Here is a 13,953-nt window from a genome sequence, read left to right on the forward strand (position 1 = left end):
CGCGTCGGGCGGGCCGTGGTTCACGGCCCGCCAGACGCGGCAGCACTACCTCCGGCTCACTTCGAGCCGGTGACGGTGAACGGTCGGGACACCTTCGTGGCCGACGTGGCGCCCGCCAGCGTCACACTCGTCGCACCCGCCTTCGCCGCACCCGGGACACTGACCGTCGCGCCGGCGATCACACCGTCCCCGTTCGCACGGACGGTGGTGGCCGCCAGGCCGGCGCCGAAGGTGACCGTGATCGCCTCGTTCGGCGCGAACCCGGAACCGTCGACCGTGATCGCCGCGCCGCGCGGGCCCGACGTACTCAACAGCGCCACCCGCGGCTGGTAGGTCGGTGCCTGCGCCTCCCCGGTCACCTGGACGGTCGCCGTCGCCGGTGTCCGCGAGGACGCGCCGGTGGCGGTGACGGCGTAACGGCCCGGCAACGCGTCACCGGACGTCGGGACCGAGGCTCGTACCGTCCCCGTCGCGGACGCGACCACCTTCGTGCTCCGCGCCGGATCGGTGCCGACGCTGACGGTCACCTGTTCACCGGCGGCGAACCCGCTGCCGGCGACGGTGATCGCGTCCCCGGTGCCGACCGTTGCGGACGCGGCCAGCGCGATCGCCGGCTGGGCACCGCCCCGCGCCACGGTCACGGTGAAGCTCCCGGTGCTGCTCGACCGCGTGTCCCACGCCGTGACGTGCACCGTGTAGGTGCCCTCCCGCGCGTAGGTGTGCTGCCCGGTCATGACGCCGGACGCACCGATCGTCACGTCGTCCGGAACCGTGCCGTCACCCCACTGGACGCGGGCGCGGTAGCCCGTGCCGCCGGGAACGCCGCCGGTCACCGAACCGAGTTTCGCCGCGAGGGCCTGCCCGGCGGTGGCGGTCTGGTTGTTCGGCGCGACGGTCGCCAGCGCGGCGGCCGGGGTGCCGTCGTCGGCGACGGCGAACACGTGGATCCGGCCCGCCGAGCGCGGGTCGCCGGTCTGCGTCGGCAGGGTCACCGAGACCAGCGTCTTGCCCGCCGGGATCTCGTACGGGGCGGTGGCGAACAGGAACGGCTGGGCGCCGTCCCGACTCGTGCCGCTGAGCCGGTACGCCGATCTGGCGACGACGACGTTGCCGTACGACGGGGTGCCGTTGGCGTTGCCGCCCAACGTCCAGTCACTCATCTGGATCGGGATGCTGGCGGTGCTGCCGTCGCTGAACGTCGCCGTGCCGGTGGTGCTCTGGTTGCCCTGCGTACCGGCGCCGATGAACGAGATGTTCCTGGCGTCGGCCGGCAGGTCGAGAACCACCGTCGCACCGTTGCCGGTGGCGTTGTCCGGCTGCCCCGCCGGGATCACCGGCAGCGTGAACCGCAACGCCGTGCCCGGCACCTGCTGCCGCTGCCCCTGGGTGACACCGGCCGCCGACAGGGCGGCCCGCGAGTACGCCCACGACTTGGCGTCGCAGTCCGCCGCGAGGACCCCCTCGTCGCCGACACACATGGTGTCGAACGCGGCGGTGAGGCCGGAACTCGGGGCGTACGCCACCTCGACGCCGACCGTCGCGGAACTCTGGCTGGTGCCGTCGGTCACCGTGACGCTCGCCTGGTGGTAGCCCGGCGTGGCGTAGGTGTGCGAACCGCCGATGCTGTAGACGGCCCGCGAGCTCGGCGTGACGGTCGCGGCGGTGACCGGCGTGCCGTCACCCCAGTCGATGGTGGCCTGGTAGCCGCTGGCGGTGCCACCGGTGACCGTGGCCAGCGGCACCGAGACGGGTACGCCGGACGTCGCGCGCACACCGCCCGCCGCGCTCACCGTGATGTCGCCGCCGGACAGGTCGAGGTCTCCGCCGGCCAGCAGCTCGATCTCGGCGAGGTTCGTCTGCGCGGCGCCGACGGTCTTCGTCACGGCGAGCCGGAACTGCGTGAATCGTCCCGGCCGGTCGATGGTGAACGGACGGGTCTGGTTACGCCACCGGAACACCTGGTCCTTGCGGGAGTCGAGGGTGCTCCAGGTGATGCCGTCGTTGGAGCCCTCCAGGCGCCAGTTCGCGGGATCGCCGGCACCGGCTCCGGAGGTGACGGTGTAGTAGGTCGGCTTCTGCCTACCGGCACGGAACGCCCAGCTGATCTGCGGCGTCGCGGAGGTGAAGGTCAGCTGGGTGGTCGACGAGTCGTCGAACAGCTTCGACGCGTCCTGCCCACCGGTCGCGGTCGCGGTGCCGAGACCGGGGCCGGTGGTGTCCTGCAACGGCTTCGGCGCGTCGTCGCCCTTGGTCAGCGACGGCGGCGCGTCGTTCTTCCCGCTGCCCCAGGACGACGGGTCGGGGCCCATCTGGAAGTCGACGGTGCCGCCCCGGGCGAGTGTGGACACGTCCAGCGACACGCTGCGCTGCTTCTTGCCGTTGACCGTCACGCCCTGCACGTACACGTTCCTCGTGCTGTTGTTCGGCGCGTTGACCACGATGTCACCGGTCGTGCGGTGGACGGTCATCCTGGTGAACTGCGGCGAGCCGATGGCCCACTGCGACGAGCCGGCCTGCAACGGGTAGATGCCCAGCGAGCTGAGCACGTACCACGACGACATCTCGCCGTTGTCCTCGTCGCCCAGGTAGCCCTGGCCGATCTCGCTGCCGACGTAGAGGCGCCGCAGGATCTCGCGGACCGTCGACTGCGTCTTGGCCGGGGCGCCGGCGACGTCGTACATGTACGGGATGTGGTGCGACGGCTGGTTGCTCATGCCGAGCTGACCCATCCGCACGGCCCGCGCCTCGAGCATCTCGTGGATGACGCTGCCGTACCCACCGGGACGGTCGGCGTTCTCCGGGGTGGAGAAGAACGTGTCGAGCTTGTCCCGCAGCGCCTTCTGACCGCCGTGCAGGTTGGCCAGGCCCTGGCCGTCCTGCTGCGCGGTGAAGGCGAAGTTCCACCCGTTGGTCTCGGTGTAGACGCCACCCCAGTCCAGCGGGTCACCGGCGAGGAACGTGCCGGCGGCGTCGCGGCCCTGGAAGAGCTTCGTCTTCGGGTCGAACAGGTGCACGTAGTTGCGGGCACGCTCCAGGAAGTAGCGCGACTCCTCCCTGAGCCGGTCGCGCTCCGACTTCGGCGTGGCCGGATCCTTGGCCAGGGCCGCGGCCATGTTGCCGATGCCGTAGTCGTTGATGTACCCCTCCAGCGCCCACGACACCGACTCTCCGGTGGAGGTCGGCGTGTAGCCGAGGAACAGCGAGGTCTCGATGCCCTTGCGGCCGACCGCGCCGCGTCCGGACGCCACGGTCGCGTCCTTGACCGCCGCGTCGTACGCCGCGAGCGGGTCGGGCAGCTTGACCCCGGTGAGGTACGCCTGGGCGAGGGCCACGTTCGCGCTGGTGCCGGTCATCAGGTCGGCGTAGCCGGGTGACGACCACCGGGCGATCCAGCCACCGTCGCGGTAGTGCTGGACGAAGCCGTCGGAGATGCGGGCCGCCACGTCCGGGTAGAGCAGCGCGTAGGCGGGCCAGACGGTCCGGTAGGTGTCCCAGAAACCGTTGTTGACGTAGATCTGCCCGTCGACGATCTTCGCGCCGGTCCGGGTGGCGGTGGACGTGCCGGTCGGCGCCGACACCGGGCTCGCGTACTGCCAGCGCGGCGCGGCGGCGGTGCCGGTGTTCTCCGACTGCGAGTTCGGGTACAGGTTCAGCCGGTACAGGTTGGAGTACATCGTCACCAGCTGCGCCTCGGTGGCGCCGCGTACCTCGACCCGGCCGAGCCGGTCCTTCCACGCCGCCGTGGCGGCGGCCTCGACCTGCTCGAAGCTCTTGCCGGTGACCTCCAGGTCACGGTTGCGGTGCGCCTGGTCGACGGAGAGGAACGAGGTGGCGATCCGCATCGTCACCTGACGCCCGGTGGAGACGTCGAAGGTGGCCGACGTCGCGGACGACGACGTCGCGCCCGGTCGAACGCGCCGGACACGAACATGCGGCTGCGACCGGCCGACAGGCCGCCGCCGTTGTCGACCCAGCCGGTGAACGTGCCGTCCGCGCCGATGGTGAACGTGCCGTTGTAGAACACGAGACTGCCGGTCGGCTGGCCGGTCGGGAAGGTGAACCGCATGATCCCGGCGTGGTCGGTGGGCACCATCTCCGCGGTCAGACCGTTGCGCAGCGCGACCCGGTACAGGTCCGGTCGCGCGGTCTCGTCGTCGTGGCTGAACGCGAGAGCCCGGCTGGAGGGCGGCCCGGTGAGGGAACCGTCGCCGGCGACCGGCATCACCGACATCTGGTTACGGTCACCCATCCACGGGCTGGGCTCGTGGGAGATCGCGAGGCCCTGCAGCATGGGCAGGTTCTCCGCGTTGTTGGCGCGGTGGTACTGGTACTCCCACGAGTCGGACGTGGCGTCGGTGACCGGCGTGAAGAAGTTGAAGCCGTTGGGCACCGCGGTGATCGGCAGGTTGTTGCCGCGCGAGAATCCGCCGGTGGAGTTGGTGCCGCGCCGGGTGTCGACGTAGTTGGTCAGCCGCGCACCGTCGATCGACGCCGGCGAGGCGGTCACCGCGACGTCGTCGAGCCACCCCTGGAAGCGGGTGTCCCCGGCGGCCTGCGGGTTGTCGTACGCGAGCAGGATGCGGTCGATCGTCTTGCCGCGCGCGACCGTGCCCAGGTCGGCCTGCACCGCGTTCCACTGGTCGGCGTAGAGCACCTTCGAGGCACCCTGCCCTCCGGCCGTGAGCGGGTAGCCGTGCTGGTCGACGGGCGAGAGCCGGCTCAGGTAGCTGCCGTCGGTGAAGTGCAGGTCGACGGCGGCGTAGGTGGACGGATAGCGCGCGTCCCCGTTGGTGTACTCGGGGAAGATCTTGTACGACAGTCGGGTCTTCGGCCCGACCGGGATGTCGACGTCGAACAGCCGGTTGGTGGCGTACGAGCGGCCGTCGCCCTCCGCGCCACCCGAGTACCGCAGCGCGGCCAGCCCGGTGAACCCGACGCCCGGCTTCGTGGTGTAGCCGCCGTCGGGGCCGGCGCCGGTCTCGCTGACCATCGGGGTGGCCGGCGGCCGGACGTCGGAGCCGTCGCTGATGTTCCAGTCGGCGAGCTGCACGAGCGAGTCACCGGAGTTGGCGGTGACGTTCAGGCGGTAGTAGCCGTACGCGGTGGTGTTGGTGAGGCTGTAGACCTTGGTGGCGAAGCGTCCGCCGAAGGTCTGGCCGGTCCGCTTGTCGAGGTCGGTCCACGTGCTGCCGTCGTTCGACCCCTGCACGACGAAGTCGCGGGGATCGCGGCTCGGGGCGTCGTTCGCCGAGGTCAGCGAGTACCGCCGCACGGTCGCGGGCTCGGCAAGCCGGTAGGTCACCCAACCGGTCGGTTCGAACGCCAACCACTTGGTCGACGAGTCGTCGTCCTTGAGGTTGGCGGCGATCTCGTTCGGTGGGTGATCCTTGCTCGCGGTCACCGCGCCGACCTGGTCTAGCAGGCTGCCGGGCAACGTGGTGGGGGTTCCGCTCAGGTTGGCCTGGACCGGCTTTCCGTTCGCGCCGACCTCCACAGTGCTCGTGGCGGGTCGCGGGTCGGCCGCCTCGAACGAGGAGCCGAAGGTGCCGGGCGGCGGGGTGTTGGGCGCGGCGCTGGCCAGGGGGGCTGCGACGAGTAGTCCCACTGGCAGCAGGAGCGCGGTTGTCGCGGCGACCAGTCGGGGAGACAGGGAACGCGCAGGGGGCATGCGCTCTCCTTAGGAGTTGGCCTGACATCGTTGTCATGGAACTCGTCACGATGAGGGCGGAAGCAGTGGACTGCCGCTGATAGTTCCCGGCGGAGCCCGGCGATGTCAACGGGTCGATGACCGCACCCGCTCAACCGACCGACACGGACCCTCCACGATGGGCGATCTGGACAGCGCTGTGGCGGCACCTGATCGCGGGATCGAAAGTTTCGACGGTCTTCCGGATCATCTGATGTCTGACCGGACAAGAACATGATCGAACACGTCAGGCGCAGCGGTTCGACCGGCGATGAACGCCCGGTTGCACGATTCGAGGTTCGGCGTTGGCGCTTCCGGAGCACTTCCGGAACTTGTTGACGTCCCAGAATTCTCGCTGTAATACTCCGATTCATTCAGGTCGATGCGATGAGCTTCGTCGGGTATCGGTCGACCTTCCCAGTCACACCCAGATGTCCGCGCCGCGCCGTCGTATGTCCACGCGCGTCCGGGCTTGGCCGAAGGGGCACCAGATGAGCACAGTCTCCGATGGCACGGTCGCAGGGCCGAGGCGGCTACGCGCCATCCTCGCCATCCTCGCCACCGCCGTCGCGACCTGCGGCGTCGTCGTCGCCGCCACCGCCACCCCGTCCAGCGCCGCCACCTGCAACGGCTACGTCGGGTTGACCTTCGACGACGGACCGACCGGCAGCACCAGCGCGCTGCTGAGCGTGCTGCGCAACAACGGCGCGCGGGCCACGATGTTCAACGTCGGGCAGAACGTGCAGAACAACCGGTCGGCGGCGCAGGCGCAGGTGGCCGCCGGCATGTGGGTCGGCAACCACAGCTGGAACCACGCGCACATGACCTCGATGAGCCAGGCCCAGATGCAGTCCGACCTGTCCCAGACGAGCTCGGCGATCCAGTCGGCCACCGGCAGCCGGCCGCAGTTGTTCCGCCCGCCGTACGGGGAGACCAACGGCACTCTCCAGTCCGTCGCCTCGTCGCTCGGCATGCGCCAGGTGATCTGGGACGTGGACTCCCAGGACTGGAACGGCGCCAGCGTCAGCCAGATCGTGTCCAACGCCAGCCGCCTCCAGAGCGGTCAGGTCATCCTCATGCACGACGGGATCCAGAACACCCGCGACGCGATCCCGCAGATCATGGCCAACCTGACCAGCCGCAACCTGTGCCCGGGCATGATCTCGCCGTCCACCGGGCGGGCGGTCGCGCCGGACGGCACCACCCCGCCGACCGGTGGCACCCCACCCCCCGCCGGCAGCTGCACCGCGACGGCGACGACCACCAACGTCTGGGGTGACCGGTACAACACCTCGGTGACGGTCAGCGGCGCCACCACCTGGACCGTGGTCGTGGCGATCACCGCACCGCAGACGGTCGCCACCACCTGGAACGGCACCGCCTCCTCAGACGGCAGCGGCACCCTGACCATGCGGTCCAACGGCAGCGGCAACACCTTCGGCTTCACCACGATGTTCAACGGCAACAGCAGCGCCCGAGCGCAGATCCGCTCCTGTACCTCCGGCTGACCGCCGGCGGCTCCAATGGCCGTGCGTGGCGATTCGGCGGTCGCCACGCACGGCCACCCCCGTACCGCCCCCATGCAGCCGACGTGCCGACGCGCGGGATGCAGCACGGCCCCGCAAGTGCGTACAGTTCCGGGTCGGACGTGGGCGGGCCGGCTGGATCCGGCGTGGGGAACGGGACGAGACGAAGGCGCATGACGGCGGACAGCATTACCGAAAACGGTCAGGACGGGATCGACCGGAGCCGACTGGAGACCTGCCTCAGCGTCTTCGAGGCCCTGGAGTCCCTGCCGCCCGACCACCCGGACGTGGTGCGGGTGCAGCGCGCCACCGCGAAGCTGTACAAGGTGATCAAGCAGCGGCGGCGTGAGGAACGGCGGGACGCCATCCTGGCGGCCGACCGCGCGGTGACGGAGGCCACCGCCACCGGCGCTCCGGGCCGGATCGACGACGAGACCCAGGGCATCCCGCTCGCCTCGCCCACCACCGGCACCACCGCCGGCTTCCTGCACAACCCGCGCGGCTGCTACATCTGCAAGCAGCGCTACCGCGAGGTCGACGCCTTCTACCACCAGCTCTGCCCGTCCTGCGCCGCGCTCAACCGGGAGCGCCGCGACGCCCGCACCGACCTGACCGGTCGGCGCGCCCTGCTCACCGGCGGCCGGGCGAAGATCGGCATGTACATCGCGCTGCGGCTCCTGCGCGACGGCGCGCACACGACAGTGACCACACGGTTCCCGCACGACGCGGTACGCAGGTTCGCCGCGATGCCGGACAGCGCCGACTGGCTGCACCGGCTACGGATCGTCGGGATCGACCTGCGCGACCCCGCCCAGGTGATCGCCCTCGCCGATTCGGTCAGCAGCCAGGGACCACTCGACATCCTGATCAACAACGCGGCGCAGACGGTTCGCCGCTCCCCCGGGGCGTATGCGCAGCTCGTCGCCGCGGAGGCCGCGGCCCTGCCGGACGGTCCGCTGCCGGAGCTGATCACGTTCGCCAAGCCGGACGGCCACGGCGGTCCGGCGGGCAGCCTGACCGCGGGGCCGCAGTCGACCGCGCTCACCCCGCACGCGCTCACCGCCCTGGCGTTGACCAGCGGCTCCGCCTCACCGGAACGGATCGCCGCGTCCACCGCCATCGACGCCGGCGGCCTGGTGCCCGACCTCGACTCGGTGAACAGCTGGGTCCAGCGGGTGCACGAGGTCGACCCGGTCGAGTTGCTCGAGGTGCAGCTGTGCAACGTGACCGCGCCGTTCGTGCTGGTCAGCCGCCTGCGTCCGGCGATGGCCGCGGCGCAGGCCCGCCGCAAGTACATCGTGAACGTCTCGGCGATGGAGGGCCAGTTCGGCCGCGGCTACAAGGGGCCGGGGCATCCGCACACCAACATGGCCAAGGCCGCGCTGAACATGCTGACCCGGACCAGCGCCCAGGAGATGCTGACCGACGGCATCCTGATGACCAGCGTCGACACCGGCTGGATCACCGACGAGCGGCCGCACCCGACGAAGATGCGACTGGCCGACGAAGGTTTCCACGCCCCCCTCGACCTGGTCGACGGCGCGGCCCGGGTGTACGACCCGATCGTGCGCGGCGAGCAGGGCGAAGACCTGTACGGCTGCTTCCTGAAGGACTACGCGCCCTGCGCCTGGTGAACGACGTCCCACCCGCTCGACGAGGAGAAGGTACATGTCATCTGACCAGTGGCCGACGCTGGACGAGTTGCTGCGCGAGGAGAGCGAGCTGGAGCTCGCGGGCCTGACCGAGACGGACGCGTACGACCTGGGGGTGCTGGCTGTCACCGCCGCCGCGGAGCAGCGGCTTCCGATCTCCGTGGGTGTGTGGCGGACCGGCCGCCAGCTGTTCCACTGCGGCCTGCCGGGCTCGACGGCGGACAACGACGGGTGGTTGCGTCGCAAGGGGCGCGTGGTGACGCGGTTCGAGCACTCCTCGCTGTACATGGCTCGGCTCTGCCAGGACAAGCACACGACGCTCACCGAGAAGTTCGGCCTGCCGGCCTCGCGGTACGCCGCGGCCGGGGGCGCGGTGCCACTGCGTGTTCGTGGCACCGGCGTCGTGGGCTGGTTCGGCGTCTCCGGGCTCCCCCAGCTGGACGATCACCGCTTCGTCGTCGACATCCTCCGCAAGCTTCCGCGCTAGCCGAACGCCCGGCCCACCGCGGTCGAGCCCGCCGCCGAAGCGTCAGCGGCGGGCACGCCGGTTGGCCCGCAGGGCGGCCAGAAGCAGGCCGGGCGTGGCCAGTGAACGTGGATGCTCCCGCATGGAGACGACGTCGTTGAACCGCCGGGCGACCTCGACGTCGGAGACCGTCGCCGCGACGATCTGCCTGCTGGCCCAGCTGGAGAGCCGGTAGCCGCGCGGGTACGGCCCGTCGACGTGGGGCAGCGCCAGGTCCGCCGAGGTCGATATCGACCAGGCGGCGTCCACCACGACCTTCTGCAGATCGAGGTACGCGCGGGCGGGCACGCTGAGGTCCGGCTTGGACCTCAGGTACGTCGACAGGCACGCCGCGTGCAGGGCCGCCGCCGTCATGCCCTGCCCGTACACGGGGTTGAACGACGCGACGGCGTCACCGACGCTGACGAGCCCGGCGGGGAACCGCCGCACCGCGTGGAAGTCCCGTCGCCGGCTGTCGGCGTGAGCGTAGGTCCGGACGTCGCCGAGCATCTCGTTGCCGGCGAGATCGCCGAACTCCGGGGGGAACTGCTCGCGCAGCCGGCGGACGAAGTCGTCGGCGGTACGGCCCGGGCGGTGGTCCCCGTACCCGGCCATCATGGCCATCCACCGACCGTCCTCGATGGCGAAGAACGCGGCGCCGGCCACGTCCGGCGACATCTTCGGGCTGAGCAGCGCCATGACGACCGTCAGGGCGGGGTTCGCCTCGGTGCGCCGGAACAGCGCGGTCGCGTAGTTCAGGTGCACCGTCATCCGCCGTGTGGTGGGCCGCTCCCAGCCGGCGTGCTCCAGCCAGTCCGACAGCCTGCTCGAACGCCCCATGGCGTCCACCACGAGGTCGGCGCTCTCGGCGCCCGGCAGTCCGTCGACGTCGCAGCGGACCCCGGTGACGGCGGCCCCGTCGAACACGAGGCCGGTGGCCCGGGCGGCCACCGTCTTGACGTTGGGTAGCCGGAGCACCTGCTGGCGGATCAGGCCCTCCAGCAGCGGCCGGCTGCCCGCCAGGCTGTCGGCGTCGTCGGGCACGACAACCTTCAACCGGCCGTCGAGGTAGGTCCGCCTGGCGGGGGGTGGGGCCCCGACCGCCCCCTGGGCCACGGCCTCTTCGCGAAAGCCCGGGAACAGCCGTTCGAGTTGGAGGAAGCCACCGGGCAGCAGCGCGTGCAACTGCGTCCCCTGCGGCACACCGGGCCGCTCGCCGGTCACCTGCGGGTCGTCCCGCTCGATGATGACCACGCTGTCCGCGTAGTCGGACAGCACCCGGGCGGCCAGCAGCCCGGCGACGCTGCCGCCGACCACGACGGCCTTGCCCAGGACCGGGGACGCCTGCTCGGGAGGTCGCACGGCGTTCAGCGCGGTGAAGACCTGAGCCGGAGAGAGGGACATCGTGCTCTCCAAGAGATACGAGGCGTGGTGGCCTCCCCGTGCCCGTCGGCGGACGTTACGCGGACGGGGATGGACGGCCGTTCGTCGAATGCCCGACGATCGTTGCACACACGCCGGACGTCGCCCGGATGGCTCCACGCGGTTGTCGGATACCGGCCAGGACGCTGGACGAGGTCGACATTCGGATGAGCGGGGCTGGCACCCCAACTGGAGCTGGGCGAACCCTGACCCGGTACGCGCCGCGGTCGGCGACCTGCTCGCCACGTCGGTCGACTGACGGCAGCGCACATCCGCCGGTGTCGAAGTCCCCGGGCCGGCTGGAAGGTGTGGACCGCCGCGCCGCACCCTGACAAGATACTTGCGCTATCAGTGCATATACTTCGTCGATCGAGGTGGAGGCCCGATGCACACGTCTCGCCGGAGACTGCTCTGCCTGGCGGCCGGGGTCGCGCTCGCCGCCGGCCTGTCCGTCGTCGCCGTTCCGCCCCCCGCCGAAGCCGCCGACACACCGTCGTACCGCCCAGTGATCTTCGTGCACGGCAGCGCCGGGTCGGCGGCTCAGTTCCAGACCCAGGCCAAGCGCCTCGCCAGCAACGGCTACCCGATCGACATCATCGAGGCCCACGAGTACGACTCACCCACCATCGCCACGATCCTGCCCCAGGTGTACGCGGGGCTCGACGCGCGGATCTCGCGCCTGTTGGCCGCGACCGGCGCGGACAAGGTCGACCTGCTCGCGCACTCTCTGGGCACCTTCGTCATGCAGGGCTACCTCACCAGCTCGCCGGCCCGCGCGGCCCGGGTCGCGCACTACGTCAACCTGGACGGCCGCACGGCGGCGGCACCGCCGGGCGGCGTGCCAACGCTCGCGATCTGGGGCGAGGGCGACCCGGCCCGGGCCGTCGTGGGCGCGAGCAACGTGTACTTCCCGAACCAGTCCCACACGCAGACCGTGTCGTCGCATGAGTCCTTCAGCGAGATCTTCCAGTTCTTCCAGGGTCGCGCTCCCGGGACAACGCGCATCGTGCCTCAACTGTTCGGCACCGCGCGGGTCTCCGGCCGCGCGGTGCTCTTCCCGAGCAACGTCGGCGTTACCGACGCGACGCTTGAGGTCTACCCGGTCAGCGCCCTGACGGGCGGTCGGCTGTCGACCCGGCCGACACATCGGGTGGCCCTGAGCGGCGACGGGTCGTTCGGACCGTTCCCGGTACTCGCCACCGCTCGCTACGAGCTAGCGATCGTGCGCGCCGGCGCGGCGACGCACCACTTCTACTTCCAGCCGTTCCTGCGCTCGGACTCCTTCGTGCGGCTGGCCACCAGCCAACCGGGCGAGGGCCTCGGCGCACTGGTCGACACCAGCGACCGGCACACGGCTCTGACGATCCAGCGTCAGAAGGAGTGGTGGGGCGACCAGGGCGACGCCGGCGACAATGTGTGGATCAACGGGCGGGACGTCCTGAACCCGGCCAACACGCCGCGCGCGAAGAGGACGATCGCCATCTTCGCGTTCGACGACAACAGCGACCGCGTCACCGACCTGTCCGCCCCGCTGCCGGAGTTCTTCAGCCAGACCTTCATCACGGGCATGGACGTGTTCATCCCGGCCACGCCGGCACACCTCGGCCTCGTACAGATCGCCGTGGGCCAGCGCGGCGGTGGTTACGACCTGGTCAACGTGCCCAACTGGAAGTCGAGCGCGCACCGCGTGACAGTGAACATCGACGATTTCTGACCCCCGACGACGACGCCTGGGAGGACGACGCGTTCGCGGCACGCGTGCGCAACTACCTCGACCACGGCGTGAAGTGCGACTCGGCCGGGAACTTCCAGAACGTGCAGGCAGGACAGGACTCGCCCCACCCGGGAAGGACCGGGCGGGGCGAGTCTGTGTTCGGTCGCGGATCAGTGGCGGCCGACGAAGATCCCGATGCCGTTGGCGACCGCGCGCTCCGTACCGTCGGAGGGGTTGTTGCGGGCGGTGGCCGCGGCCTGGCCCGGCTCGCGCACCGCGACCGTGCTCGACCCGCCGCCGTCCAGGTTCACCGCGTCGTCCGCGCCGAGCGTGACCATCAGATCGGCCAGCTCGGCGATCGTGAAGCCGGCGCTGGCCGGGGCGCGGCCCGCCAGCGCGACGAGGTACACCGTCCCGCCGTCGGCGCTGACACCGGCCGAGCTGCGCACCGCGGCGGTCCTGGTGTCCAGGCCGGCCAGCGGCTCGCCGTCGCGCAGGATCGGCGCGCCGCCGACTGCGAAGTCCAGCTTCGGATGGCCGGCGGAGACCATCTTCTCCCGCACCGTCACGCGGTCGCCGACCGCGAAATCGTCGAGCGCGTCCGCGCCACCCTCGCGCCCGACCAGCACCTGGGTGTCGGCGGGGATCGCGCCCGCGCCGGGGATCTGGCCGACCGAGGTCACCACGCCGCCGCGTACGGTCACCTCGTACGTGTGGGTGCTGCACGGGTCACTGCGGCTCGTGTCGCTGCCGCAGGTCGACCGGACCCGGGAGGCGGCGCCCCACTCGGAGGTGAACAGGCCGACGCCGTCGACCGGAAGCGCGTACTGGTTGAGGCCGCTGAGGGCGACCGTGCCCCTGCGGCTGCGCACCTCGCCGTCCAGGCTCAGGGTGTCCACCCGCGCCTTGCCGTTCACGCCCACGCCGAACACGTCCCGGGTCGACGTGCCGGGAGCGAGCCCGGGGCCGAAACGCTGCGCGTTCGGCACCGCGAACTTCAGCTCGTCGCCGTCGGCGATCTCCGGACCCGAGGAGGAGTACGTCGGCGTGACGCCGGTGTGGGTCTCACTGTTGTTGAAGAAGTCCCCGTTCACGCCGGCGATGGCGCCCTGCTCGTTCGTCATCGCCGAGACGACCTGTCGCTGCGCGACGGCGTCGGGGCGCAGCAGATCGAGGGAGACCTTGTTCCCGCGCAGGTCGGCCGTGAGCAGGTAGCCGACGGTGACGCCGCGTGGCGTGTTCACCTCGAACGAGCCGTACGTGACGCCCGGGGCGAGCTGCTCGGTCGAGGTGACGGTGATCGGGGTGGCCGCCGTGGAGGTGGACGCGGCGGCGTGGGCGGCGCCGGTCGGCGTCGCGAGAGTGCTCAGCCCCGCGGCGAGCAGCAGCGCCAGACTCGGGCGTACGAGGTTCGATGGCCTCATTGCCGCTCCTTTCTTGGTGCGATC

8 protein-coding genes are annotated in these 13,953 nt (G+C 71.0%); 4 read left to right on the forward strand and 4 right to left on the reverse strand.

The annotated features are described in order from the left end of the window. Window positions 1-56: 56 nt before the first annotated feature. Together JNW91_RS02225 and JNW91_RS31670 are read right to left on the reverse strand one after the other, a co-directional pair. Window positions 57-3,842, reverse strand: coding sequence for a GH92 family glycosyl hydrolase (locus JNW91_RS02225; RefSeq protein ID WP_238424230.1), 3,786 nt, complete (start codon window positions 3,840-3,842; stop codon window positions 57-59). Window positions 3,843-3,844: 2 nt separating this feature from the next. Then, entirely contained in the window at window positions 3,845-5,668 is a 1,824-nt protein-coding gene (locus JNW91_RS31670; RefSeq protein WP_238424215.1) for a discoidin domain-containing protein, read from the reverse strand. 509 nt (window positions 5,669-6,177) lie between these two features. On the opposite strand from JNW91_RS31670, the gene JNW91_RS02230 reads away from it, so the two are divergent. The 3 genes from JNW91_RS02230 (at window position 6,178) to JNW91_RS02240 (ending at window position 9,351) form a co-directional block, all read left to right on the forward strand. Continuing rightward, on the forward strand, window positions 6,178-7,194 hold the full coding sequence (locus JNW91_RS02230; RefSeq protein ID WP_203173277.1) for a polysaccharide deacetylase family protein: 1,017 nt from the start codon (window positions 6,178-6,180) through the stop codon (window positions 7,192-7,194). 191 nt (window positions 7,195-7,385) lie between these two features. After that, window positions 7,386-8,846: an SDR family oxidoreductase gene (locus tag JNW91_RS02235; protein ID WP_203173278.1), complete on the forward strand. Its 1,461-nt coding sequence runs from the start codon at window positions 7,386-7,388 to the stop codon at window positions 8,844-8,846. 34 nt (window positions 8,847-8,880) lie between these two features. Continuing rightward, window positions 8,881-9,351, forward strand: a complete 471-nt coding sequence (locus JNW91_RS02240) for a heme-degrading domain-containing protein (protein WP_203173279.1) — start codon at window positions 8,881-8,883, stop codon at window positions 9,349-9,351. A 42-nt stretch (window positions 9,352-9,393) separates the two neighbouring features. On the opposite strand, the gene JNW91_RS02245 is transcribed toward JNW91_RS02240, so the two are convergent. Beyond that, window positions 9,394-10,773, reverse strand: coding sequence for an FAD-dependent oxidoreductase (locus tag JNW91_RS02245; RefSeq protein ID WP_203173280.1), 1,380 nt, complete (start codon window positions 10,771-10,773; stop codon window positions 9,394-9,396). Between the two features lie 403 nt (window positions 10,774-11,176). On the opposite strand from JNW91_RS02245, the gene JNW91_RS02250 reads away from it, so the two are divergent. Beyond that, a complete protein-coding gene (locus JNW91_RS02250; RefSeq protein WP_203173281.1) occupies window positions 11,177-12,505 on the forward strand; it encodes an alpha/beta hydrolase in 1,329 nt (442 codons plus the stop codon). A 170-nt stretch (window positions 12,506-12,675) separates the two neighbouring features. On the opposite strand, the gene JNW91_RS02255 is transcribed toward JNW91_RS02250, so the two are convergent. Further along, window positions 12,676-13,929 carry a phosphodiester glycosidase family protein gene (locus JNW91_RS02255; RefSeq protein WP_203173282.1) on the reverse strand — a complete coding sequence of 418 codons (1,254 nt, stop codon included), beginning with the start codon at window positions 13,927-13,929 and terminating at the stop codon, window positions 12,676-12,678. Window positions 13,930-13,953 lie beyond the last annotated feature (24 nt).

Origin of the sequence: Micromonospora parastrephiae (assembly GCF_016802865.1) — a bacterium.
In the GTDB taxonomy this organism is placed as follows: domain Bacteria; phylum Actinomycetota; class Actinomycetes; order Mycobacteriales; family Micromonosporaceae; genus Micromonospora; species Micromonospora parastrephiae.

Excerpts from the sequence above, each read along its gene's own strand:
- JNW91_RS02225 (WP_238424230.1), bottom strand. The coding sequence starts at position 3,842 with ATGCGGATCGCCACCTCGTTCCTCTCCGTCGACCAGGCGCACCGCAAC.
- JNW91_RS31670 (WP_238424215.1), bottom strand. The coding sequence starts at position 5,668 with ATGCCCCCTGCGCGTTCCCTGTCTCCCCGACTGGTCGCCGCGACAACC.
- JNW91_RS02230 (WP_203173277.1), top strand. The coding sequence starts at position 6,178 with ATGAGCACAGTCTCCGATGGCACGGTCGCAGGGCCGAGGCGGCTACGC.
- JNW91_RS02235 (WP_203173278.1), top strand. The coding sequence starts at position 7,386 with ATGACGGCGGACAGCATTACCGAAAACGGTCAGGACGGGATCGACCGG.
- JNW91_RS02240 (WP_203173279.1), top strand. The coding sequence starts at position 8,881 with ATGTCATCTGACCAGTGGCCGACGCTGGACGAGTTGCTGCGCGAGGAG.
- JNW91_RS02245 (WP_203173280.1), bottom strand. The coding sequence starts at position 10,773 with ATGTCCCTCTCTCCGGCTCAGGTCTTCACCGCGCTGAACGCCGTGCGA.
- JNW91_RS02250 (WP_203173281.1), top strand. The coding sequence starts at position 11,177 with ATGCACACGTCTCGCCGGAGACTGCTCTGCCTGGCGGCCGGGGTCGCG.
- JNW91_RS02255 (WP_203173282.1), bottom strand. The coding sequence starts at position 13,929 with ATGAGGCCATCGAACCTCGTACGCCCGAGTCTGGCGCTGCTGCTCGCC.